Below are 25,152 nucleotides of genomic sequence, written 5' to 3'. Positions count from 1 at the left end.
ACGTGAAGCATAATTTAATCTAAAGTTAGAAATAGTATAATTGTTTCACGTGAAACGTTTGATGATTTTGTTTTGAAAAACAAATAGTTTTGTTTCATGTGAAACATTTCTGAAAGTTCGTTTTGATATTTTGAAATGCTTATGATAGATGTTTCACGTGGAACATGAAAATTACTTTGAAGATTTTATCGAGAACTTGTCAAAGTATAGTGATTTAATCTGTTCCACGTGGAACAGGTTTTTGTGGTTTAGGAAGTGTTTGATGTTTCTAGATTGCGTTTTTTTTGAATTTGAAGAGTTTGAATTTGCGCGTTAGCGCCGTTCCACGTGGAACAAAAGAATGAAAAAATAATTCTGAGGATCGCCTTAAACGGTTTGCAGAGAATAATAAAACAAAATGTTTTTAGAAGAATACGATGTTATTGTAGTTGGTGCAGGTCATGCTGGATCTGAAGCCGCGGCAGCGGCCGCAAATTTGGGATCGAAAACTTTATTGGTTACCATGAGTCTGCAGAACATTGCACAGATGTCTTGCAACCCAGCGATGGGAGGAATTGCAAAAGGACAAATTGTACGTGAGATTGATGCACTTGGAGGATATTCGGGAATTGTTTCCGACCGCACGGCAATTCAATTTAAAATGTTGAACAAGTCAAAAGGACCGGCAATGTGGTCGCCGAGAGTTCAAAGTGATCGAATGCGTTTTGCTGAAGAATGGAGAATGATGTTGGAGGGAACTCCAAATTTGGATTTCTATCAGGAGATGGTAAAGGGTTTGATCATCGAGGACGGAAAGATAAAGGGAATCAGAACTTCGCTTGGAGTAGAGATTCTATCTAAATCTGTTGTGTTGACAAATGGAACTTTTTTGAATGGTTTGATTCATATCGGAGAAAAACAATTTGGAGGAGGAAGAGCAGGTGAAAGTGCTGCAACAGGAATCACCGAAGATTTGGTGAAAGCCGGATTTGAATCAGGAAGAATGAAAACAGGAACGCCACCACGAGTTGATGGACGTTCTTTGGATTATTCGAAAATGAACGAAGAAAAAGGAGATGCAAAACCGGATAAGTTTTCTTATTCGGATTTAACCGTTCCGTTAACAAATCAAAGATCATGTTACATGACGTACACGTCATTGAATGTTCATGATATTTTGAGAGAAGGATTTGATCGTTCTCCAATGTTTAACGGAAGAATCAAAAGTCTCGGACCAAGATATTGTCCTTCGATAGAAGATAAGATAAATCGTTTTGCAGATAAAGAGCGTCACCAGTTATTTGTGGAGCCTGAAGGTTGGAATACTTGTGAAGTTTATGTAAACGGATTTTCGACTTCGCTTCCGGAGGATATTCAGTTTAAAGCGTTGCGTTCTGTTGTTGGTTTTGAAAAAGTGAAATTTTTCCGTCCAGGTTACGCAATCGAATATGATTATTTCCCGCCGACACAATTAAAACATACTTTGGAAACGAAGCTTGTCGAAGGTTTATATTTTGCAGGACAAATAAACGGAACTACAGGTTATGAAGAAGCAGCTTCGCAAGGTTTGATGGCTGGAATAAATGCGCATTTAAAAGTGCACGAAAAAGCGCCATTAATTTTAAAACGTGACGAAGCATATATCGGAGTGTTGATTGACGACTTGATTACAAAAGGAACCGAAGAACCATATCGAATGTTTACGTCAAGAGCAGAATATAGAACTTTGCTTCGTCAAGATAATGCTGATTTTAGATTAACGCCAATGTCGCATGAAATTGGTTTGGCTTCTGAAGCTCGTTTGCGCCGAATGGAAAAGAAATTAAACGAATCTGAAAAGATGGTTGCCTTCTTTAGAGAAACGAGTGTTTCGGTTGCAGAAACAAATCCAATTCTGGAAGCAAAGGAAACAGCTCCAATTACACAAGGAGATAAAATGTTTAAAGTATTCTCACGTCCTCAAATTGATTTGGAGGATATGATGAAATTTGAAAAAGTAAAAGAGTATATCGAATCGAATGATGTAGATCAAGAAATTTTAGAACAAGCCGAAATTCAGGTTAAGTATTCAGGTTATATTGAAAAGGAAAGAAACAACGCTGATAAACTAACTCGTTTAGAAGAAGTGAAGATTCCAGAGAATTTCGATTACAATAAAATTAAATCAATGTCGATTGAAGCAAAACAAAAATTAAGCAAGATTCGTCCTGTAACAATTTCTCAAGCTTCGAGAATAAGTGGAGTTTCACCAAGTGATATTTCTGTTTTGTTGATTTACATGGGAAGATAAAAAGCAAACAAGTCTCAGTAGACAGTTTTCAGTGAATGCCGAAAATTTTTTACTGAGACTGTTCCACGTGAAACAAGTTTGGAAAAGTATAATATATTTATGCTTAATTAGAAATTTAGATTTTGATATATTTTATTATTCCGAGGAACGAAGAATGATAAAAAAGCTAAATTCTAATGTTTGACGAAAAGTCGAGAATTAAAACTTTGTATTATGAGAATTGTTGAAAAAGAAGCTTTATCCCTGGAAGAGAAAGTTATTTTAATAGAACTTTGGAATAATGAATATCCTATGCGATTGCATTTGAAAACTATTGATGATTTTGAAATTTATCTAAATGAGCTTTTAAATGTGAATCATTATTTATTGTTAGATTCGTTTAATAAAATTATGGGTTGGGCTTTTACTTTTGTAAGGGATGATGAAGATTGGTTTGCTATAATTTTACAAAGTAAAATTCAAGGTAAAGGAAATGGTTCACGCTTGTTGAATGAAATTAAAAAGTATAGAGATAATTTGAGCGGTTGGGTTGTTGATCAGGATAACGAGAAAAAACTTAATGCAACAATGTATAAATCGCCGATGCAGTTTTATATTAAAAATGATTTTAGAATTTGTTCGGAAATTAGAATAGAAAATGAAAAGATCTCGGCTGTCAAAATAAATTGGAAAGCTAAATAAAAGATTAAAAATATAATTAACCCTAAAAACAGAATTTCTGATTTTAGGGTTTGCCTTTAAATTAAACCAAATACCTATAAAATTAAAAATGGACGTTTTAAATAAAAAACACTTTCTTACTGTAAAAGACCATTCTGTATCTAAAGAAATTTTTGAATTGTATCATGATGAAAGTTTGGATATGTTGATTACATCTCCGCAGCCGGATTTGGAAAATCTTGGAAAATATTATGAAAGCGAAGATTATATTTCGCACACGGACAACAAACGTTCTATATTTGAAAAAGCCTATCATTTTGTAAAAAATATTGCTTTAAAAAATAAATTGAATTTAATTAATTCTGAACAATCTCATAAAGGAAGAATTCTAGATATTGGAGCCGGAACCGGCGATTTTTTATTGACAGCAAAAAATGATGGTTGGGAAACCGTTGGAGTGGAACCAAGTGAGAGAGCAAAAAATATCGCGATTCAAAAAGGAATTTCTTTTGTAAATGAAATTAGTGATCTTGCCAATAATTCTTTCGATGTGATTACAATGTGGCACGTTTTAGAACATGTTCCTAATCTTGAATTGCAAATTGAAGAATTAAAGCGATTATTAAAGCCAACTGGAACTTTAATTGTTGCTGTTCCAAATTTTAAATCATACGACGCAAAATATTACAAAGAGTTTTGGGCAGCTTTTGATGTGCCAATTCATTTTTGGCATTTCTCAAAAAAAGCCATTCAATCACTTTTTGAAAAAGTAGATATGAAATTAGAAAAAGTACTTCCGATGAAATTTGATTCTTTTTATGTGAGTTTATTGTCTGAAAAATACAAAACCGGAAAAATGAATTATATCAGTGCTTTTTTCGTTGGTTTAAAATCAAATCTGCAAGCGGGAAGCACAAAAGAGTATTCATCGCACATTTACGTCCTAAAAAACAAGTAAAACGCAATTTAAGTACATTTAAGACGTTTTCTCTCTATAATCGAGGGTTGAATATGTCTTTTTTGAGAAGATGTTTTTAATAAAAGCTATGAATGTCAGTTTTGATAGCGTTAAATTATTGACAATTTTCTTTCCATAAATAAAAACAATATGATAAAATTCTAGCATTTTTTAAACTTTATGTTGATGCTATTTATTTTTTTATATTTTTGTCTTCAATACATTAAAAAATAGAAATTCAAAAAATGAAAAAAGCATTAGTAATTATCGCACTTTCAATTTTCGCCGTTTCATGTAACAAAACTGCAGAAGTTAAGGAAGTAAAAACAGCTTACGTAGATACTTCGGTTTTAATGAAAGAGTACACTGAAGCAAAAGACCTTGAAGCTAAATACAAAGCTCAAGCAGAAGAAAAGGGAAGACAACTACAAGCTGAAATTACACGTTTTAAACAAGACGCTGCTAATTTTCAAAGTCAGGCACAAGCAAACGGTCAAGCGTGGGCACAACAAAAAGGAGCTGAGTTACAAAAAAGAGAACAACAGTTGGGTTATGCACAACAAGCTTTGTCTCAACAATTACAGCAAGAAAGTGGTGTTGAAATGGATTCTCTAGTAAGTGGAGTTAAAAAATTCATCAAAGATTACGGTAAGAAAAACGGTTATTCTTATATCTATGGAACTGGAGATGCAGCTTCTATTTTATATGCAGAAGAGAAATATGATATCACAAAAGACATCATTAAAGCTTTGAATGATAAGTATAAAGCTGAACCAAAAACAGACGAAAAAGCTGCAGTAAAAGAAGGCGAAGCGGCTAAAAAATAATACCAAACTAACTACATTTTAAAAACCTAAATCTAACATTAGATTTAGGTTTTTTCTTTTATAAAAATGCCATACTTTTAGTTTTTCAATACAAGTCCAATGCAAAACGTTTCAGAAGCAGCTGCTTACACATTACAATTCATCAATCAGACTCAAAAATCTATTTTTCTGACCGGTAAAGCAGGAACAGGAAAAACGACGCTTTTGCGTGAAATAATTGCGACAACCCACAAAAACACTGTAGTTGTTGCGCCCACTGGTATTGCGGCTTTGAATGCCGGTGGAGTTACCATTCATTCCATGTTTCAATTGCCGTTTTCGGCTTTTATACCAACATATCAAGAAGCTTCTCAGTTTACCGAAACAGTGAAATTCGAGAATAAGGAAACATTACGCAGGCATTTTAAAATGAACAGTGTTAAGCGTAACGTAATTCGCAATATGGAATTGCTAATTATTGATGAAGTCAGTATGCTTCGTGCTGATTTACTGGATGCTATCGATTTTATGATGCAAACCGTTCGTAAAAATACGCGAGCTTTTGGTGGAGTTCAAGTACTTTTTATTGGCGATTTGTTGCAACTTCCGCCAGTTATTCGGGACGAAGAATGGCGTACTTTGCGTAATTATTATAAAGGAAAATTCTTTTTTCACTCACATGTAATACAGCAAAATCCTCCGTTATATATCGAGTTATCAAAGATTTATCGCCAAACAGATGATGCTTTTATCTCTGTTTTAAATAATCTTCGAAACAATCAAATTACACCACAAGACATTGTTGTTTTAAACGAATATGTAAAGCCAGATTTTGATTTAAAAAATAATCCGGGTTATATAACACTTACAACCCATAACGCAAAAGCCGATTCTATTAACGCTGAGGCAATTGCAGATTTGGCAGGAAATGAATTCTCGTATCAGCCTTTTGTAGTGGGAGATTTTCCCGAGAAAATTTTTCCGGTAGAAGAGAACCTAAAACTAAAAGTTGGTGCTCAGGTAATGTTTGTTAAAAACGATTTATCATTCGAGAAACGTTATTTCAACGGTAAAATGGGCGTTATAAAATCACTTTCGCCCGAAGAAATTTTTGTCCATTTTCCAGAAGAAAACAAAACCATCGAAGTTGAAAAATACGAATGGAAAAATATTCGCTATAAAGTAAATGATCTCACCAAAGAAGTTGAAGAAGAAGTTTTGGGAACATTTGCACACTATCCGTTAAAATTGGCCTGGGCAATTACAGTTCATAAAAGCCAAGGCCTAACTTTTGAGAAAGCTGCGCTTGATGTATCGCAAGTTTTTCTTCCTGGACAAGCATATGTTGCATTGTCACGTTTAACGTCCTTAAACGGGCTAATTTTGCTTTCTCCGCTGCAAATGAATGGTATTTCGAACGATCAGGATGTAATGGATTACGCATTAAACAAAGCAACAGAAGATGTTTTAAAACATTCTTTGCATTTTGAAACCAAAAATTTTATTCATAACTATTTGATTAACAGTTTTAACTGGAGCGATTTGGCTCAGGAATGGCGTAACCATAGATTTAGTTATAACGAAAATGCTGCTGGATCAGAAAAATCGAAACATTCAGTTTGGGCGCACAAACGTTTAGAAACAATAGATGATTTGATAGATCCATCACAAAAATTTGTTCATCAGCTTAATAAAATTTTCAACAAAGAAACTGTCGATTTGCTTTTTGTGCAGGAAAGAGTAGTAGCGGCCTATGATTATTTCTTTAAACCAATGGACAAATTGGTTACTGATCTTTTGCAAAAAATGGCCGAAATTCAGAAATTCAAAAAAGTAAAAGAATTCTACGAAGAATTGGCTTTTCTGGACGATTTACAAACAAAAGCTGTTTTACGCTTAATGAAGGCTAAATTGCTAATAGAAATTGTTGTTGCAGGTGAAACCATCTGTAAAGAGAAATTGTCGTCTACAGCGATTAAAAATTACAAATTAGACAAGGTTGCCAAGATTCGCGAGGATTTTAATATGAGCAACACAGATATATTTAAATCTGATGAACCTGCGGTGCGTTATACTGCCAAAAAATTGGATAAAAATTTACCAAAGGCCGAGAAGAAAACTACCGTAGAAGAAACTCATGATTTGTGGCTCGAGAAAAATTCGATTCAGGATATTGCCAGAATACGTAAGTTGACCGTGCAAACTGTTGAAATGCATTTGGTTAAATTAATTCAGGCGAAGAAAGTTGAAATTTCGGATGTGTTACCATATGATAAAATTTTGGCGCTTCGGGATGCTTTTCAGTTTTATCAGGAGGAATCTTTAAACGGTTTAAAAGAAAAACATGGGGACGAATTTACTTGGGATGAACTTAAAATGTTCAAGGCCAGTATAAATTGATTCTGAGGTTGATGCTAACTTCTATTTTAAAAGCAAACGCTTTTAACATTATGTAAAATAGAAAATAATAAAAGAATATTTTAGCAGATTATGATGCTGAAATTGTTCCACGATAACCAAAGAAACCTACGCTGAGTAGGTTTCTTTGGTTATAGTATTTTTTGAAGAAGCCAAAAATGTTTAGGAAAAGAATAAATTAATTACTTTTATAGTAAGATGTAAGGTTCAAATTAATAATCAATTAAAAGTATTTTAAGATGAAAAATATAAATTTAATTTTAGTATTATTGATTTTTTGCAACAGTTTTATGAATGCGCAAGACAGTAAAACAGATTATAAAAAACTTGCTAAAGCTTTTATAGATAATGTTAAAAGTGATAATAAAGAAGCGATTGGAAATTTGGTTGTTTACCCGCTAGAAAGAGAATATCCAATTCCGGATATTAAAAATAAGCCTGAATTTGTAAAACGCTACAATGAGATATTTGATGCTAATTTGAAAAATGAAATTATAAAATCTGACCCTGCAAAAAACTGGTCTGATATGGGTTGGCGGGGAATAATGCTCAATCAGGGAAACATTTGGCTGGATTTTGATGGGCGTTTGATTGCGGTTAACTATCAATCAAAATTTGAATCAGATCTTAAAAAATCACTTATAGCCGCTCAAAAAAAAGGTCTCGATCCTAGTATTGCTTTCTTTCAAACGCCAATTTGTGTTTTGGAAACGTCTAAATTTAAAATTCGTATTGATGATTTAGGATATAATAATTACCGATATGCGTCGTGGTCAATCAACAAAGAAATGAATGAAAAGCCTGATTTAGTGATTAATGGTGGAAACTTGATTGTTGAAGGAACAGGTGGTAATCATCAGTATGAATTTAAAAAAGATAATTATACTTACGAATGTGCGATTATAGTTTTGGGCGAAAAAAATTCGCCTCCGGCAAAATTGACTATTTATCAAGGCAAAAAAGTGATTCTTTCTCAAAATGCTAAGATTGTTTCACGATGAACAAAAAAAAATCCTATTCATTTCGAATAGGATTTTGATGATTTTTATAATGTTTCGACTAGAATCCAAGCCTGTGGATTTTCGCCTTTATGTATTTCTCTTTGAGCCTTTTCTGCCTCGGCCATTGTAGCATAGCTTCCGTACAAAACAGGAAATAATCCGTGTTTGTTTTCCCCTAACATTCTAGCGCTATAACCATCTTTAATTAATTGGTTATAAGCTTTTCTAGCATTTTTTTCGCTTCTAAAAGCGCCCGCCATAATATGATATGACAATGCTTTTTCGGCAACAACTTCTACTTTTGCAGAATCTACAGAAAGTGTTACTGCTGGTAACGGATTCTCAATAAAAAATGTAGCTTCCTGTATTTTGTTTTGTACTTTTTTCTGAACAGCGCTTTCAACAATTAGAGTTTTTGTAGCAATGTTATTTTGATATAATGGATAACCAATACTTCCAGTAATACCAAGTCCTAAAACAAGAATCGCAGCATATTTTAAAAACGGATTAGACGATCTTCCTTCTTCGTTTTCGTATAAAGAAATTGCATCGTTTTCTATAGTTTCTTCAATTTTTTTCTCGAATATCTCTTTTTTAACAAGTGGAGAAACAAACGGACTTAATCCAAAAGAACTTGTTAGGAAATTTGTTTGATCACTAGGAGTAAAAATAATATTCTGATCAGCGTTAAAACGTAAATCACCAATGTTTTTTAGAGATATTACTCCATTTTCTTCTAAGGTTTTTCTCCAACTTAAAACTTCAAAAGCAATAGCGCTCACAGCAAAACCATATGAAGTTTTTTCTGCTTGAGCAATATGATTTGCCAATAGACCATCGTTGTTTTTTAGATGGCTATTAAAAGAGATCATTTTTTTAGGTGGAAAAAACGAATTTGTACTTTCATTCAGCTGTGCCGATTGAATTTCTGTCAAGAATGCTCCAAACCCTGGAACCGTTACACACTGATAACGATACAATAACTGTGCTATATAGTTTTCGATTTTCATAGTAACAAAGTTATGCAACGAATATAGTTATCAAAATTTTATTCACAATTTTTATTAACAATTCGGATTATTTTATAGACAATTAGTAATCAGTAATTTAAATAATACGTCGCTAGTTTTCAAAAATACATAAAAATCTAAATTGTCTATTTTATTAAGAAATTACTTTATTTTAACCATATTTGCAACATTTAAATGTTTAGGATTTTATATTCTATTTTACATAATATTTTAGCAAATGACAGATCAGGATTTATTTTATTTATTAGCCCTATTAAAAGTGGATGGAGTAGGTGATATTATGGCTAAAAAATTACTTACACATTTTGGAAATGCTGAAGCGATTTTTAAAGCTAAAACCAATCTAATTGCTGCTATTGATGGTGTTGGTTCTGTTTTATTAAAGAATCTAAAAGATAATTCGGTTTTTGAAAAAGCCAATCAGGAACTCGAGTTCATTAAATCTAATAACATAAAAGTGTCTTTTTTTCAGGAAGAAGATTATCCGGATCGTTTAAAACACTGTATAGATTCTCCTGTTTTGATTTTTTCAGCTGGCAATATAAATTTGAAAAACAAAAAAATAATAAGTATTGTTGGCACGCGTCAAGTAACTTCATATGGAATGGAGTTTTGCAGGAAGTTAATTGAAGATTTAGCGCCACTTGACCCAGTAATAGTAAGTGGCTTTGCATACGGAGTTGATATTGTCGCGCACCAATTGGCAATGGAACATAATTTGCAAACGATTGGAGTTTTGGCACATGGTCTAAACCAAATTTATCCAAAGACACATAAAAAGTACGTTGTCAAAATGGAAGAAAATGGTGGTTTTATGACTGAGTTTTGGAGTTCTTCAAATCCGGATAAAGAGAATTTTGTACGACGAAATCGTATTGTTGCCGGTATGACCGAAGCTACAATTGTCATTGAATCTGCAGATAAAGGGGGGTCGCTTATTACCGCAAATATTGCTAATGATTATAACCGTGATGTGTTTGCTGTTCCTGGTCGTGTTACTGATAAATACAGTCAAGGCTGTAATGACTTAATTAAGACGCAAAAAGCAAATGTTCTAACCTCTGCAGCCGATTTGGTTTATATTTTGAACTGGGACATCGAAAACAAGCCTAAAACGGTACAAAAGCAATTGTTTGTAGAATTAGAACCAGATGAGCAAAAGATTTACGACTTTCTCGTAAAAAATGGAAAAGAATTATTGGATATAATCGCTTTGCAATGTGATTATCCTATTTATAGAATTTCAGGAATCCTTTTAAATATGGAGCTTAAAGGAGTAATTAGGCCTTTGCCGGGGAAACTTTTTGAAGCAATTTAAATTTAAGAATCTAGAATTTTTTATTTCTGAGATTTATAGATATTAATAAAAAACAGGATTATAGATATTGCACCTAAAACGACTGAGACGATAAAATTTTTGAATGATATTGAATAAAATGCTACTAAAATAATCTCAAAATGGGCAAGAGAAATGTAATAATTTGTCTTTCGTTTCAGAAGGAATATTATTAAATAACCAAAAATGAAAAGAATTTGAGAGATTGTTAAGAAGACATTTAGCATCGCTTCGTTAGAAATACTATAAGCCCAACCTACAGTTTTGTTTACAGCGAAAGATTGCTCATCTCCAAATAAATAGGCTAGTAGGAAGCCTAATAAAAAAAATGATATTAGGAGAAGAAACATGTAATTTGTAAAAACTTTCTTCATGTTTTAATTTGAAAAAATATCAATTTTAAAGAGTTGTTATGAACATAAAAAACCCGACAGGTTTTTAAAACCTGTCGGGTTTGGAATATCTATTTACTAAATCCAAGAACCTCTCGAACTTTTGCTAAAACGCCATCGGCAATAACAGAAGCTTTTGCGGCACCTTTTTTCAAAAGAGCATCAACTTCTTCAAGGTTATTGATGTAGTAAGTATATTTTTCTCTTTCTGTTTTAAATTTTTCTGTAATCAGTTCAAACAAAGCTTGTTTTGCGTGACCATAACCGTAATTTCCACCTAAATAAAGTGCTCTCATTTCGGCAATTTGAGCTTCAGTTCCTAATAACGAGTAGATTGCAAAAGCATTACAAGTATCGGGATTTTTAGGATCTTCAAGCGGAGTACTATCTGTTTCGATGCTCATAACTTGTTTACGGAGCGTTTTATCATCAAGGAAAATATTGATAATATTATTGGCAGATTTACTCATTTTTCCGCCATTAGTTCCAGGAATTAATCTTCCTTCTTCCTGAGTTATAGCTTCAGGTATTACAAAAGTTTCTCCCATTTGGTGATTAAAACGAGAAGCCACATCGCGCGTAATTTCTAAATGTTGTAGTTGGTCTTTTCCAACTGGAACAAATTCAGCATCATATAGTAAAATATCGGCAGCCATTAACATCGGATAAGTGAAAAGTCCGGCATTAACATCATCTAAACGATCTGCTTTATCTTTAAAAGAATGCGCTAAAGTCAAACGTTGAAATGGGAAAAAACAGCTTAAGTACCAAGTCAATTCAGTAGTTTGAACAACATCAGATTGTCTGTAAAAAGTAACTTTTTCAGGATTTAAACCACAAGCAAGCCAAGCTGCTGCAGTGCTGTATGTATTTTCTCTTAATGTTTTCCCGTCTTTAATTTGAGTAATCGAGTGTAAATCAGCGATAAACAAATAAGATTCGTTTTTCGGATTATTCGATAACTCTATTGCAGGAATAATTGCTCCTAATAAATTTCCCAAGTGTGGCGTTCCAGTACTCTGAACACCAGTAAGTATTTTTGCCATTCTAGTTTTTTCTTATTTACTAAATGCAAAGTTCGTTTTTTTACAGCAAAGTACATAAACTTTACCAAGCTGTTTTATTTTAATCTCGCAAAGTCGCAAAGTCGCAAGGAAAAAAACTTTGCGACTTTGCGACTTCGCGAGAAATAAGTTGGAGCTCTTTGCGAAAAACCTTTGCACATTTAACGGTAAAAACCTTTGAGAATTTTTAAAAAGCGTAATATTCTAAAAATCTAACGATCTAAAATCTAAATTCAGTGTGGTTTTATTACTTTTGAAACTATGAAAGGAATTAAAATTGTTTTTTGGGTTTTATGGCGCATTTGGTTTTATGTTTTGATGGCTATCCCAATATTGATTATGCTACCGTTTTTACTGATTTCTATTATATCAGAGAGAGGTTATCCCTATTTCTTTAAAATGGCTCGCATTTGGTCTAAATTTATCCTTTTTGGGATGGGTTTTTATTACAAAGTAAAGCGCGAGCAGAAGCTTGTTAAAAATAAAAGCTACATGATTGTGGCCAATCATACTTCAATGACAGATATTATGCTGATGTTGGCGGTGATTAAGAATCCTTTTGTTTTTGTAGGTAAAAAAGAACTTTCGAAAATTCCGTTATTTGGATTTTTTTATAAAAGAACTTGTATTTTGGTAGATCGAAATTCTTCGAGAAGTAAAAATGAAGTTTTCAAAAGAGCACAAGATCGCTTGAATCAAGGATTAAGTATTTGTATTTTTCCCGAGGGAGGTGTTCCAGACGACGAAAGTGTTTTGTTGGATGAGTTTAAAGATGGTGCTTTTCGTTTAGCAATCGAACATCAAATTCCGATAGTTCCAATTGTTTTTGCAGATAACAAAGAACGTTTTTCATACACGTTTTTTAGCGGAAGTCCTGGAAAAATGCGCGTAAAGATTCTCCCTTTTGTAGAAACAAATGGATTAAAAAGTGAAAACCGAAAGGCACTTAGAGATCAAGTCAGAGAAATAATTTATAACGGATTACTTGATTTCAATAAGAAGCATTAAATAAATACAACTTTAAAACCCGACAAATTTTCGAAATTGTCGGGTTTTCTTTTGAATTAAAAACCCCCAGTTTTAGATTCAAAAAGTTTATCGATGAATGATTTTTTCTGAGATAAATCGTAATACTTTTCTAAATTTCAGTTTGGTTTTCCGGCGGTTTTTATTGTACAACACTTCTATTTTCTCTTTCATGGCTAAAATATTAACGGTTGATAATAAAGAGTTTGGTTAGAACTCAAGTTAATGTCATACTACTATAGAGAGCAAAAAATGAAAAAGGTTGCGTGTAGATCCAAAAAAAAACATAAAAAAATAATAAAAACCCGCTAGCAGCTAAAAACTAACGGATTTTTATTGAACAAACCAACCAAATTTATTCTAGAAAAAAGCCTTGAATATGGTACTTATGGCAAATACCATTCAAAATTATGTCTGTTTATAAGATGGTATAGTTTGAAAAAGGTTGCGTCAATTTTTTTATTTTTTTGAAAATAAAAAACCCGAACGATTTTAATTTCGTTCGGGTCTTTGTAAAGTATTCAATATTAAGACTTTTAAAGATTTATGCGTTTGCTAATTCTTTAATATGAGTTTTAATTTTAGCTTCTAATTCATCTGCCAATTCTGGATTATCTTTAATTAGAGATTTTACAGCATCACGTCCTTGACCTAATTTTGTATCTCCGTAGCTAAACCAAGATCCTGCTTTTTTAACGATTTCAAATTCAACCGCTAAGTCAAGAATTTCTCCTGTTTTAGAAACTCCTTCTCCATACATAATGTCGAATTCGGCAGTTTTAAAAGGCGGAGCTACTTTATTTTTTACGATTTTAACTTTGGTTCTGTTTCCAATAACATTTTCACCGTCTTTAATTTGAGAAGAACGACGAATATCGATACGAACAGATGCGTAGAATTTTAACGCGTTACCACCGGTTGTAGTTTCAGGATTACCAAACATTACTCCAATTTTCTCTCTCAACTGGTTGATGAAGAAAACAGTACAATTTGTTTTACTAATAGTTCCTGTTAATTTTCTTAAAGCTTGAGACATCAAACGTGCGTGAAGACCCATTTTAGAATCTCCCATTTCGCCTTCAATTTCACTTTTTGGAGTCAATGCAGCAACCGAGTCAATTACAACAATATCAATTGCGCCTGAACGAATTAAGTTTTCGGCAATTTCCAATGCTTGTTCTCCGTTGTCTGGTTGAGAAATGATCAGGTTTTCGATATCTACACCTAATTTTTCGGCATAATTTCTATCAAAAGCATGTTCAGCATCTATAAAAGCAGCAATTCCACCAGCTTTTTGAGCTTCGGCAATTGCGTGTAATGTTAATGTGGTTTTTCCAGAAGATTCTGGACCGTATATTTCAATAATTCTTCCTCTAGGATATCCATTTACTCCAAGAGCTAAATCCACACCAAGAGAACCTGAAGAAATAGTTTCAACTTCTACAATGGCTTTATCGCCCATTTTCATTACAGTTCCTTTACCGTAAGTCTTATCTAGTTTGTCAAGCGTAAGTTGTAGCGCTTTTAGTTTGGCATCTTTCTCTGAACTCATCTCTTTTTTTTCTTTTTCTTTCATGTAAATTTTTATAATTCATTCTCAAAAACAAATCAGAAATTAGTAACTTACTGACTTAGATTTGTATCAGGCTTGTAATTTTGTAAAATTAGTTCTTTTTTTGAAGTTTGATTCTCTGAAATTGTTCCAAATTGTCACAAATTTCGATTACAAAAATAAAGCCTTTAATTCTGTAGCATCAGAAGGTTTTATTTTTCCAGCCAATAACAAACTCAATTGTTTGCGACGCAAAGCGGCATCAAAACGCTGTATTTCAAGTTCAGTTTCGGGTGCAATTGCCGGTACTTCAACAGGTCTTCCGGTATCGTCTACAGCAACAAAAGTATAAATGGCTTCATTTGCTTTAGTTCTGTTTCCAGATTCGCGATCTTCTACCCAAACGTCGATAAAAACTTCCATAGAACTTTTAAAAGATCTTGACACTTTTGCTTCGACAGTTACAACACTTCCTAATGAAATGGCTCTATTAAAAGCAACGTGATTTACAGATGCTGTAACTACAATTCGGCGTGAATGTCTGCGTGCCGCTATACTTGCTGCGCGATCCATTCGGGCTAATAATTCGCCGCCAAAAAGGTTATTTAAAGGATTTGTTTCACTTGGTAAAACTAAATCAGTTAATATCGTTAAAGATTCTGAAGGGTGTTTTGCATTCATTTTTTTAATGTAAAAATTTATTTTTCATGTCCGCTCTGCGAACTTTTTTTGCCAAAGATTAAAAGGATTTTAATGATTTTTTTAATCCTTATTAATCTGTCAAATCTGTGGCTTATTTTAATTCAACCAATAAACAGCCATTACAGCTGGAATAAAATAGATAACAATGGTTCTCGCGCCATCATAATCTTTAGCAAGCCGTTGCCCAAAAAGCATCATTAACAAAGATATACATGAAAAAATAGCTCCGTAAAAACCAAATTCACGACCACTATCTGTTAATAATTGTATGGCACCAACAACGCATAAAATTCCAGATATTAATTCTAAAACTAAAAGGTGGAAAAGAGCGAGTGGCACTTGATTTTTTAATGCTGTTTTTGCGAAATGTCCTTTGAGCCATTCGACATTATCTTTCCAATAAAATATTTTTTCGTATCCTGATTGCAAGAATGTTAAGGCTAAAAATGCTAGTAGTAAAATAGAGGCAACATTATTCATTTGGTAAACTATTTTTTATGAATTAAACGAGTCAATTTTATAGATAAATCAGTTAAAATTATTTTTGCATTTCCGTTTCTTTCAATGTGATACATAGCATCTGAAAGTTCTTTAAAAATTTCGTGAATGTTGTTTCCGTTCACAAATGGAGCAAAATTTTCGAGCTTGAATTTATCGACTTTAGGTTCGATATAAACTAATGTTGGTGCCTGATAATTAAGCAAAAGTGCCTGACGAAACATCTCGATACAAAACTGAATGAATTTTTTCTGGCTTTCGCGACCTAGCGATGCGATTTCTTCACTCCAGGTAATTAAATCCTGAATGGCAGCTGCATTACCTTTGGCTCTAAAAGCGGCACGAACCCAATTAACAAACCATTGCTCAAAGGGATATTCAGAATCATCTTCTTTTAAAAGATGAATGGCTTTATTGAAATTTCCTTGCGCTTGGTGTGCAATTTTAAATGCCATTTTTTCGTCGATATTTTCTTTAGAAACTAAAGCTTCGGCGATTACTTTCTCTGGTAATCCGTTAAAGTGAATTACTTGACAACGAGAGCGTATGGTTTGTATAATATCTTCTTCATTTTCGGAAATCAGAATAAAAATGGTTTTATCTGAGGGTTCTTCAAGAAGTTTCAAGAGTTTATTTGATGCTGCAATATTCATTTTATCGGCCATCCAAATAATCATAATTTTATAACCACCTTCGTACGATTTTAACGCAAGAGATTTTAAAACTTCTGTAGCGTCTTCAACACGAATTTCTCCTTGTTTGTTTTGAACGCCCAAAATTTTGTACCAGTCAAATAATCCGCCGTAAGGCATTTCCTGAATAAAAGTGCGCCAATCTTGAATAAAGTCTAAACTTTTGGGTTTGGTTTTTACGTCTTCGGTTGTAACTGTGGGATAAATGAAATGTAGATCAGGATGTGATAGGTTTTGAAATTTCAAATTGCAGGAATCATTTCCGTTCGAATTTTCGTCTCCGGTATTGCTGCAAAGAATGTATTGCGCGTAAGCAATTGCAGTTGATAATGTGCCACTTCCTTCTGGCCCAATGAATAATTGTGCGTGTGGAATTCGTCCGGAAGCTGCACTTTTTATCAAGTGACTTTTGATGTACTCTTGACCTAAAATTTGAGAAAATTGCATGAAGCAAAGATAGAAGAAAATGATGTAGTCAAAAATTTTCGATCAAAAGTTTATGCAACGCTCTTCATTTCTGATATTATTTGTGTTTTGAGTTGAATTTTTTGAAGTTTATTAACTAAGTTTTGTTAATAAAGAGATGAATTTGATGAGATATTAAGATTTTTTTGTTAATAGTTTTTTGCAAAAACAGATAAACGTAAGGTTTTTTTTGTTATTAAATTTTGTATTTTAATTTTTTTTATAAACAATTACTTACAGTATTAGTTTTGGGAATTTTAACAAAAAATTCGTTAAAACGCACATTTTCTCGACATAACACTGATTTTTAAGCTTTCTTTAAGCTTTTTTTTCGAAAAAAAAAATCAATAAAGTTGCAATTTAAGTTAATTTCTATATTTTTGTTTTCATCAAGAACCAATTATAAATAAGAATCTATGAAAGGGAAAATTATTTTATTTAGTGCACTTTTTTTATTGACAACTGGTGCTATTTCGGCACAAGCAAAAAATGCTCCAAGAAGTATTATTAGTACAACAGCTCTTATTCGTAAATACCATGATCAAAAAGAATTAAGTGGTATGCAAAAAGGTGAATTGTTGGAATTATACATTGAGCGTATTAAAGTTTTAGTAAAAACTCTCCCTTACATTGCGTTGGTTACTAAACCAGGAGTTACGATGGCAGACTTAGGTATCCCAGACGATAACGAGCACAAAAAAGTATTAGATGCTCAGGCAGTTGGTACAACAACATTCTTAGACACAACAGTAGAATTTCAAAGAAAAATGATGCCATATTCTGATAAAGGAAACTTAATCGCGGCAATTTTATTTTATGAAAGTACATTGAAATCTTTACATGAGTTCAACGAATTGAATGAAATGTAATAAAAGTATATTTTTTAAAACCTTTTTTGAAATGATTTCGTAGATGACTTAAATTTTTTACGTCATTTTGAAAAAGAGATAAAAAAACACAACTCGTTCTCGATGTATCTGGTAGTATCAGAAAAGTCGGGATGAGTTTCTATCATTTACGCATACCCTAAACAAATACCCGAATTTATTATTAACCTAATACCCCCTTATCATGAAAAAAATTACTCAAATGATCTGTGTTCTTTTGACAGTTACGAGTATGAGTGCGCAACAAGAGAAAGGAATTATGGGCTACACCAATTGGTTGAACAACTGGACAGAATTTAAGCCTAACAAAGTTGACTATGGAGAAGCAAACCAAATTTTGGCAGGAAATATTTCTGTTAATACTAAATTGCTGAAGAGGAATATTTATGTTTTGCAAGGAAACGTTTACGTTACAAATAATGCTGTTTTAACAATCGAACCAGGAACTTTGATTATTGGTGATTTTGAAACAAAAGGAACATTGGTAGTTACAAAAGGTGCACAACTTATTGCAGATGGTTTAGAGACTGACCCAATTGTATTTACATCTAACCGTAGCCAGAAAAAAGCTGGAGACTGGGGTGGTGTTGTAGTTCTTGGTGATGCTCCAATCAATAAATTTGGAAATGTTGGTTCTTATAATTTAGATCTTGATCCTACATTAACTACTTACGGTGGTGATAATGCAGCTTCAAACTCTGGAATTTTAAGATTTGTTAGAATAGAATTTGCAGGAAAAAAAGTTAAAGGTGTTGACACTTTCAACGGTTTAACTATTGCAGGTGTTGGATCTAAAACTACTCTAGATAACATTATGGTAAGCTACTCTGGTGGTGATTCATTTGCTTTCTTTGGAGGTGATTTAAATGCTACAAAATTAGTTTCTTATAAATCTATCAACGACGATTTTAAATTTACTCAAGGTGTTCAATGTCGTTTATACAACTCATTGGCAGTAAGATCTTCTTATTTATCTAGTAATAAAGATGGATCTCGTTGTATGGAAGTAAAATCATATGAAAAGAAAAATGAAACTGATTTTACTAAAAAACAAACTTTAGTTGTTGCTACTAATATTACAATGCTTAATGATAGTGAAAATATTAAAGCTGATATTCAATCAGGTTTAGTTAAAGAGGCTGTTTATGTTGCTGAAAATGCTTCGCTAGAAATGAAACGTAGTGTAATATCAGGATTTAATCCAGCTGTTTTATTAGATAGTAAAACAGAAATTAATGATGCTAGTCTTAAGAAAATCAAATTTGAAGAAATGTACTTTAACCTATGTAACGGAAATATCTTTACAGAGTACAATGCAAACAATGAAGATTTAGAGAGCTGGTATGGAAACCCTGTGTTTTTCAATGTTATGGCACAAAGTGATAACAAAGAAACGTTTATCGATATTTTCAATGCTAAAAAACCAGATTTCAGATTGCAATTAGGAAAAATTACAGCGTCTAGCAGCAACAAGTAAATAGATTTCGATTTTTATTTCAAAGCGTAAATTTTATTAATAAAGTCCCCAGACACAATTTATGTATTCGTCTTAAAGCGGACCAAATAAAGATCAAGACATAATGGCTCTATCTAGAAAAAAATATTTTATATATATAATATTTTTGGTTTCACCTATTACGTTAAGTCTATATGCCCAAAGTTCAGTAGAAAAACCTACAGTTTCTATTGATTTAAGCATAGTGACAGCGTCAAACAACCAAAATAATGACAAAGCTGATGCTATCAGCAAATTAGATAATTCTAATGATTTTGTAGTGGGACTATCCAACCCCAAGGATAGTCTTACTATTATATCTGAAACGAATAATCAAACTTCAAAATGTGAAGAAAACACATTTATAACTGCTACTTATTCTGCTCTTGCAAAAGACATTATAGAGAATTATAAATATGATTTTTCGGAAACATTTATTGATATTTTGTTTTTTGAAAACATAGATTTAGCAAGAACGCGCACTATATGATTCAAAAAACTACCCCAAATTATACCACACTTTTTCTATTATTTAGTATTTTCTTTTTTACTAAATCGAATGTGCATTCCCAAACAATAGTTCCTCAGCCATTAAATGGTGTCGAGAAACTTTGTGCTGGAGTTACTTTCAATGAATTTTACGCAACATTTAGTTATGTTAATTTTCCTGCCGGAACAACATTTGCGGTAGAACTTTTAGACAACGCAAATACTCCAATTGCTACAACTCCGCTGGGAACTCCAGTAGATGTTTCAGCAAGTCAACAAACTTTAAAATTTGCTGTCCCTGTTACTTTGATAGGTTCAGATACTTATGGGTTAAGAATCAAAAGCTCGACTGGTGCTACCAGTGTACGATTTAAAAACAATCTAGGTGCTACTTCTTTCCCTGTACATTATAAAGATTACGAAGCTCCATTTTCTGTCAATAACAAAGGTACTAGTGCAATAATTTGCTCTGCTGGAAGTATAACGCTTTCAGTAGATAATGCTACTCCAAATGACAAGCCTTCTTCTCCTGCAAATTATCCAAATATTAAATACATCTGGTATAAAGATAATGTTGTTATTGCAGGACAAAGTGCTAAAGCGTTAACTGTAAATGCTGTTGGCGATTATTACGCAACTATAGATTATGGTGCTTGTACTGATGTGAATTTTAGTTCAAATCATGTAAATGTTACCAGTACATCTTCAGGCTCTGCAGTTGTAATTAGTTCTAGTTTAGGGAATCCTTTTTGCTCGAATGGAACAGGAACAGTTTTAACGGCAACTCAGGGACAAACCTACAAATGGTATAAAGACAATATTTTAATAACGACAGCAACTACAAGAAGTATTACAACAAATGAATCTGGAGTTTATAAGGCCGAAGTTGATTTTGGAGGTTGTAACGCTACAGGAACAATTACTTTGACAAGTAACAGTTTTAATGCAAGTATTGATGTAGCAGAAGAGTTTCAACTTGGAGAAGGCGAAACTTTAAATGTTACTGTAACTACAGACGCTACCAATCCAACTTACGAATGGTATTTGAATAACGCTCTTATTACAGGTGCGGTAAATAATACTTATTTAGTAGCAGTAAAAGGAGTTTATAAAGTAAAACTTTCTCAGGCTACAGGTTGTATATCTACTAAGGAATTAACTTTTAAAGCGACAGGACCTCCAACCGCGGCAACCGTTATACCAAACATAGTAAGTTTGAGTAGCCATCCGTATTGGGACTTGCCCGATGAATATCAAAACTCAAATACGAATGTTATGATAATTAGCTCACAAGGAGAAATGGTTTTCCAAGGCGTTAATTATGATTCTTCGAAGTGGGTTATAAAAGATTTTAACAATGTAAATCCGGTCTATTACTATGTCATTAAATCCGACACAGGTGAAAAAAAAGGATCAATAACTGTGATAAAATAATATGAAGAAAATTTTACTATTCATAACTTTATTTTACGGTTTTTCAAATACACTCTATTCTCAAACTACACAAGAGGATGGAGTTGTTTCGTTTTCATTACCTATCAGAAATTCTTTAAAGTTTAATAGATATTTAATTAACCCAGCGTTTAGTTTTGTTCGCGAAACAAATGCATATGCAAGTTTTTATAATAAAAGACAATGGGTACAATTTGAGAACGCACCAAACACTTATTTAGCCAATTATTCTGGACGTTTTAGAGAGAACGAAGCATTTGCTTTTGGTCTATTTCAACAAAATTACGGTCTAATGACAGTTTTTGGAGGAATAGGAAACTTTGCACATAACATCGTTTTAGAGCAAGACAGTAACTTAACTTTTGGTATGAACGTTGGTGTTTACCAAAGCGGATTAAACAAAGGAAAAATCATAACAGATGATCCTAATATCTTAAACGGAGATTATCCTTCAAGTACTTTATTGACCATTAATCCTGGTGTAAACTACGGAACAGCTTTTCTTGATTTCGGTTTATCCGTAAACAATTTAATACTTTACAATTTTGGATCAGGAATTGTAAAAAAAGACCCGGAAAGAGCGATAGAATTACACGCAATGTATACAGGATACATTGATAGTTATGGTTTTTTTGACAGAAGTAAATTTTCTGGAATTGTAAAAACAGAAATTAAACAAGACAAAACCATAATTTCCGGATTAGCCATGATCACAATTCCGAAAGGAGTTTGGGCACAAGCAGGATACAATTCGTTGTACGGAGTTTCTGCAGGTCTGGGAATAAATATCTCTCCAAGTATTGCCATAGAATATAACTACGAAAGAGGCATGGGTAACTTTACCAATATGGGAGGTTCTCATGAATTTGCTATTGCTTACAAATTCAAAAACAAAAATTATTACTACGGTGATGACGAAGAAGGTTCATTAATTGATCCTGCAAAACCAAAAGCAGTTCCAGCTAAGAAAACGACAAGTGCTCCAATAACCAGAGTAAGTGGTGCCGAAACAGCTAGACTAGCTGCCGAAGCAAAAGCAAAAGCCGATGCTGAAGCAATTAAAATAAGACTTGCTGCAGCAGAAAAAGTAAAAGCTGATGCCGAAGCCGCTGCAAAAGCAAAATTAGAAGCTGACAATAAAGCTAAGGCAGATGCTGAAGCCTTAAAGATTAAGTTAGCGGCAGATGCTAAAGCCAAAGCCGATGCACAAGCCAATGCAAAAGCAAAACCAGTTGCTGCAAGTAAACCAGCACCACAAAAAACACAAGCACAATTAGCGGCAGATAAAGCAAGAGCTGATGCCGAAGCTTTGAAAGTTAAACTAGCTGCAGATGCAAAAGCGAAAGCGGATGCAGAAGCCAATAAAGCTAAAGTTGCTGCAAGCAAACCAGCACCACAAAAAACACAAGCACAATTAGCTGCTGATAAAGCAAAGGCCGATGCCGAAGCTTTAAAAGTAAAACTAGCTGCTGATGCAAAAGCTAAAGCTGATGCAGAAGCGTTGAAAATTAAGTTAGCTGCTGATGCTAAAACGAAAGCAGATGCTGCAGAAGCAAAACGTAAAGCCGATGCAAAAGCAAAAGCTGAAGCTGCAGATTTACAATCGATTTTAGCTGCAGATGCGAAAGCGAAAGCCGATTCAGATGCTCTTCAGGCGAGATTGGCTGCAGATGCAAAAGTCGCTGCTGCTGCTGCTGCAAAAACAAAAGCAAGTATAGATGCTGCTAATAAAGCGAAGTTAGCTGCCGATGCAAAAGCAAAAGCTGCCGAAGATGCTGCATTAAAAGAAAAACTAGCTGCCGATGCTAAAGCGAAAGCTGATGCTGAAGCAAGACAAGCAAGAATAGCTGCAGATGCAAAAGCGAAAGCGGATGCTGAAGCTCTAAAAATAAAATTAGCTGCTGATGCCAAAGCTAAAGCCGATGCCGAAGCACTACAAGCAAAATTAGCTGCCGATGCCAAAGCGAAAGCTGATGCAGAAGCATTACAAGCAAAACTAGCCGCAGATGCTAAAGCGAAAGCCGATGCAGAAGCACTACAAGCAAAATTAGTTGCAGATGCTAGAGCAAAAGCCGATGCGCAAGCATTACAGGCAAAATTAGCGGCAGATGCCAAAGCTAAAGCTGATGCAGAAGCACTGCAAGCAAAATTAGCGGCAGATGCTAAAGCGAAAGCTGATGCAGAAGCTCTTCAGGCAAAATTAGCTGCCGATGCAAAAGCAAAAGCGGATATGGAAGCTTTGCAAGCAAAATTAATAGCTGATGCTAGAGTAAAAGCAGATGCAGAAGCTACTGCTAAAGCCAAGGCAGATGCCGAAGCAAAACAATTAAAAGAAGCAGAAGATGCTCGCGTTGCTAAATTAGCAGCAGATGCTAAAGCAAAAGCCGATGCAGACGCCCTAAAAGCTAAACTAGCTGCAGATGCTAAAGCAAAAGCTGACGCAGACGCCCTAAAAGCTAAACTAGCAGCAGATGCTAAAGCCAAAGCTGACGCAGATGCACTTAAAGCAAAATTAGCTGCTGATGCCAAAGCAAAAGCCGATGCAGACGCATTGCAAGCGAAATTAGCTGCTGACGCTAAAGCCAAAGCTGATGCTGAGGCGTTAAAAGCAAGACAAGTTGCTGAAGAAAAAGCTAGAGTTGATGCTCAAGCACTTCAAGCAAAATTAGCTGCCGATGCTAAAGCCAAAGCCGATGCTGAAGCCTTACAAGCAAAATTAGCTGCAGATACAAAAGCCAAAGCTGATGCAGAAGCTTTACAAGCAAAACTGGCTGCCGATGCTAAAGCAAAAGCAGACATGCAAGCGGCGCAAGCTAAGTTATTGGCAGATCAAAGAGCCAAAGCGGACGCAGAAGCAACCGAAAAATTAAAAGCTGAAGAAGAAATTAGACAATTAAGACTTGCCGAAGAAGCACGCGAAGCTAAATTATTAGCAGATGCAAAATTAGCTGCCGATGCCGCAGCAAAAGCCGCTTCAGCTCCAAAAGACGATAGTGCAAAAGCGATTGATAACTTAACGTTCTCAATTGAAACCGGAAGTAAAATTCAAAAGGATTTATTATCGCAGTTTAATACAACTGTGGCTAATAAACAAAGAGATTTGAATGACTTAAGAGAAGAGAATGATTTAAGTGAAAAAGGAATTTACAAAGAGCCAAAACCATTTAAAAGTGTTGCGGCAGAAAACAGTCAATTAGAAGCTTTGAAAGCACAACTTGCTGAAGCGAACAAAGCTCAGAAAGATGAAATCACGAAGTTGACTGATTTGTATAACGAAAGACTTAAAAAATTCCCGAATAAAAACGATGCTTTAAACAAAGCTTATCTTGAAAAAATCAACGAGTTAAAAGCTGCTCAATTGAAAATGGAACAAGACAGCGCGGTATTAATTTCGAATTTAGAACGCATTAAAGCAGAAACTGAAATCGAAAAGAAACGTAGAATTAAACGTGCTGCTTACGAAAATGATCAAGGAAGATATGCACAGGACGTTGCTGCTCTTAAACGTATCAAGGAAACAACAAAATTAAGCAGTACACCATTAACCGCAAGTGATTTTGATTTTGGTGAAGATCAATCGAATATGCAAATTATCAAGAATATTAAAAATTCGGATAATGGTTATTATTTAATTATTGCGGTTCACAGCAGTGCTGAAAAACGTGATCAATTCCTGGCAAAAGCAGTGGCTGCAGGTCGTACAGATGTTAATTTCTTTTACAACGTAACAACAAGTAAGTATTACATCTACTACCAGAAATTTGATGGCTTACCAGAAGCAACTAAAGCATTAGAAGCAAAAGGAAGCAAGCCATATAACGGAAAAATGGCCATTGTAAAAGTTGAGAATTAAGAGATATATAATAAAATAAAAGGCATTTTTTTAAAAAATGCCTATAAGATAAATATTTAAAAAAGCCGAAAATTCTATGCTTTAAAGCCCCTTAAAGTATAGAATG

At 33.8% G+C, this 25,152-nt stretch carries 19 protein-coding genes; 13 read left to right on the top strand and 6 right to left on the bottom strand.

The window, feature by feature from the left end:
• Window positions 1–397 precede the first annotated feature (397 nt).
• The 6 genes from mnmG (at window position 398) to IW18_RS22405 (ending at window position 8,112) form a co-directional block, all read left to right on the top strand.
• Complete coding sequence (mnmG, locus tag IW18_RS22430) at window positions 398–2,269, top strand: tRNA uridine-5-carboxymethylaminomethyl(34) synthesis enzyme MnmG (RefSeq protein ID WP_041520438.1); 1,872 nt, start codon at window positions 398–400, stop codon at window positions 2,267–2,269.
• Window positions 2,270–2,482: 213 nt separating this feature from the next.
• Window positions 2,483–2,950: a hypothetical protein gene (locus IW18_RS22425; protein ID WP_041520437.1), complete on the top strand. Its 468-nt coding sequence runs from the start codon at window positions 2,483–2,485 to the stop codon at window positions 2,948–2,950.
• A gap of 88 nt (window positions 2,951–3,038) precedes the next feature.
• A complete protein-coding gene (locus IW18_RS22420) occupies window positions 3,039–3,887 on the top strand; it encodes a class I SAM-dependent methyltransferase (protein ID WP_041520436.1) in 849 nt (282 codons plus the stop codon).
• A gap of 245 nt (window positions 3,888–4,132) precedes the next feature.
• The gene (locus IW18_RS22415; protein ID WP_041520435.1) at window positions 4,133–4,714 is read left to right on the top strand and encodes an OmpH family outer membrane protein; all 582 of its coding nucleotides are present in this window, start codon (window positions 4,133–4,135) and stop codon (window positions 4,712–4,714) included.
• 99 nt (window positions 4,715–4,813) lie between these two features.
• On the top strand, window positions 4,814–7,093 hold the full coding sequence (locus IW18_RS22410) for a helix-turn-helix domain-containing protein (protein WP_041520434.1): 2,280 nt from the start codon (window positions 4,814–4,816) through the stop codon (window positions 7,091–7,093).
• A gap of 257 nt (window positions 7,094–7,350) precedes the next feature.
• Window positions 7,351–8,112 carry a hypothetical protein gene (locus tag IW18_RS22405; RefSeq protein ID WP_041520433.1) on the top strand — a complete coding sequence of 254 codons (762 nt, stop codon included), beginning with the start codon at window positions 7,351–7,353 and terminating at the stop codon, window positions 8,110–8,112.
• 44 nt (window positions 8,113–8,156) lie between these two features.
• On the opposite strand, the gene IW18_RS22400 is transcribed toward IW18_RS22405, so the two are convergent.
• Window positions 8,157–9,122, bottom strand: coding sequence for an HU domain-containing protein (locus tag IW18_RS22400; protein ID WP_041520432.1), 966 nt, complete (start codon window positions 9,120–9,122; stop codon window positions 8,157–8,159).
• A gap of 238 nt (window positions 9,123–9,360) precedes the next feature.
• Between IW18_RS22400 and dprA the strand changes: the two genes are divergently transcribed.
• A complete protein-coding gene (gene dprA, locus IW18_RS22395) occupies window positions 9,361–10,461 on the top strand; it encodes a DNA-processing protein DprA (protein WP_041520431.1) in 1,101 nt (366 codons plus the stop codon).
• 481 nt (window positions 10,462–10,942) lie between these two features.
• Here the strand turns inward: dprA and trpS are convergent, their stop codons facing one another.
• The gene (gene trpS / locus IW18_RS22385) at window positions 10,943–11,917 is read right to left on the bottom strand and encodes a tryptophan--tRNA ligase (protein ID WP_041520429.1); all 975 of its coding nucleotides are present in this window, start codon (window positions 11,915–11,917) and stop codon (window positions 10,943–10,945) included.
• 279 nt (window positions 11,918–12,196) lie between these two features.
• On the opposite strand from trpS, the gene IW18_RS22380 reads away from it, so the two are divergent.
• Window positions 12,197–12,943, top strand: a complete 747-nt coding sequence (locus IW18_RS22380; protein WP_041520428.1) for a lysophospholipid acyltransferase family protein — start codon at window positions 12,197–12,199, stop codon at window positions 12,941–12,943.
• A gap of 562 nt (window positions 12,944–13,505) precedes the next feature.
• On the opposite strand, the gene recA is transcribed toward IW18_RS22380, so the two are convergent.
• The 4 genes from recA to IW18_RS22360 form a co-directional block, all read right to left on the bottom strand.
• On the bottom strand, window positions 13,506–14,513 hold the full coding sequence (gene recA, locus IW18_RS22375) for a recombinase RecA (RefSeq protein ID WP_089081940.1): 1,008 nt from the start codon (window positions 14,511–14,513) through the stop codon (window positions 13,506–13,508).
• A 171-nt stretch (window positions 14,514–14,684) separates the two neighbouring features.
• Entirely contained in the window at window positions 14,685–15,194 is a 510-nt protein-coding gene (locus IW18_RS22370) for an acyl-CoA thioesterase (RefSeq protein ID WP_041520426.1), read from the bottom strand.
• A gap of 117 nt (window positions 15,195–15,311) precedes the next feature.
• Window positions 15,312–15,695 (bottom strand): hypothetical protein, encoded by a 384-nt coding sequence (locus IW18_RS22365; RefSeq protein ID WP_041520425.1) that lies wholly within the window; start codon window positions 15,693–15,695, stop codon window positions 15,312–15,314.
• A gap of 8 nt (window positions 15,696–15,703) precedes the next feature.
• Window positions 15,704–16,852 carry a DNA polymerase III subunit gene (locus tag IW18_RS22360; RefSeq protein ID WP_041520424.1) on the bottom strand — a complete coding sequence of 383 codons (1,149 nt, stop codon included), beginning with the start codon at window positions 16,850–16,852 and terminating at the stop codon, window positions 15,704–15,706.
• A gap of 434 nt (window positions 16,853–17,286) precedes the next feature.
• On the opposite strand from IW18_RS22360, the gene IW18_RS22355 reads away from it, so the two are divergent.
• From IW18_RS22355 to IW18_RS22335, 5 genes are all read left to right on the top strand, one after another.
• Window positions 17,287–17,739 carry a hypothetical protein gene (locus tag IW18_RS22355; RefSeq protein ID WP_041520423.1) on the top strand — a complete coding sequence of 151 codons (453 nt, stop codon included), beginning with the start codon at window positions 17,287–17,289 and terminating at the stop codon, window positions 17,737–17,739.
• A gap of 202 nt (window positions 17,740–17,941) precedes the next feature.
• Window positions 17,942–19,234 carry a hypothetical protein gene (locus IW18_RS22350; RefSeq protein ID WP_041520422.1) on the top strand — a complete coding sequence of 431 codons (1,293 nt, stop codon included), beginning with the start codon at window positions 17,942–17,944 and terminating at the stop codon, window positions 19,232–19,234.
• Window positions 19,235–19,337: 103 nt separating this feature from the next.
• Entirely contained in the window at window positions 19,338–19,742 is a 405-nt protein-coding gene (locus IW18_RS22345; RefSeq protein ID WP_041520421.1) for a hypothetical protein, read from the top strand.
• Window positions 19,739–21,175: a gliding motility protein SprC gene (gene sprC / locus IW18_RS22340; protein WP_041520420.1), complete on the top strand. Its 1,437-nt coding sequence runs from the start codon at window positions 19,739–19,741 to the stop codon at window positions 21,173–21,175. The genes IW18_RS22345 and sprC overlap by 4 nt, the downstream gene beginning before the upstream one ends.
• 1 nt (window position 21,176) lies before the next feature.
• Window positions 21,177–25,046 carry a PorP/SprF family type IX secretion system membrane protein gene (locus IW18_RS22335; protein WP_041520419.1) on the top strand — a complete coding sequence of 1,290 codons (3,870 nt, stop codon included), beginning with the start codon at window positions 21,177–21,179 and terminating at the stop codon, window positions 25,044–25,046.
• Window positions 25,047–25,152: the final 106 nt, after the last annotated feature.

Source organism: Flavobacterium hibernum, assembly GCF_000832125.1.
Classification (GTDB): domain Bacteria; phylum Bacteroidota; class Bacteroidia; order Flavobacteriales; family Flavobacteriaceae; genus Flavobacterium; species Flavobacterium hibernum.
This window is presented reverse-complemented; position numbering and strand designations above follow the sequence as displayed.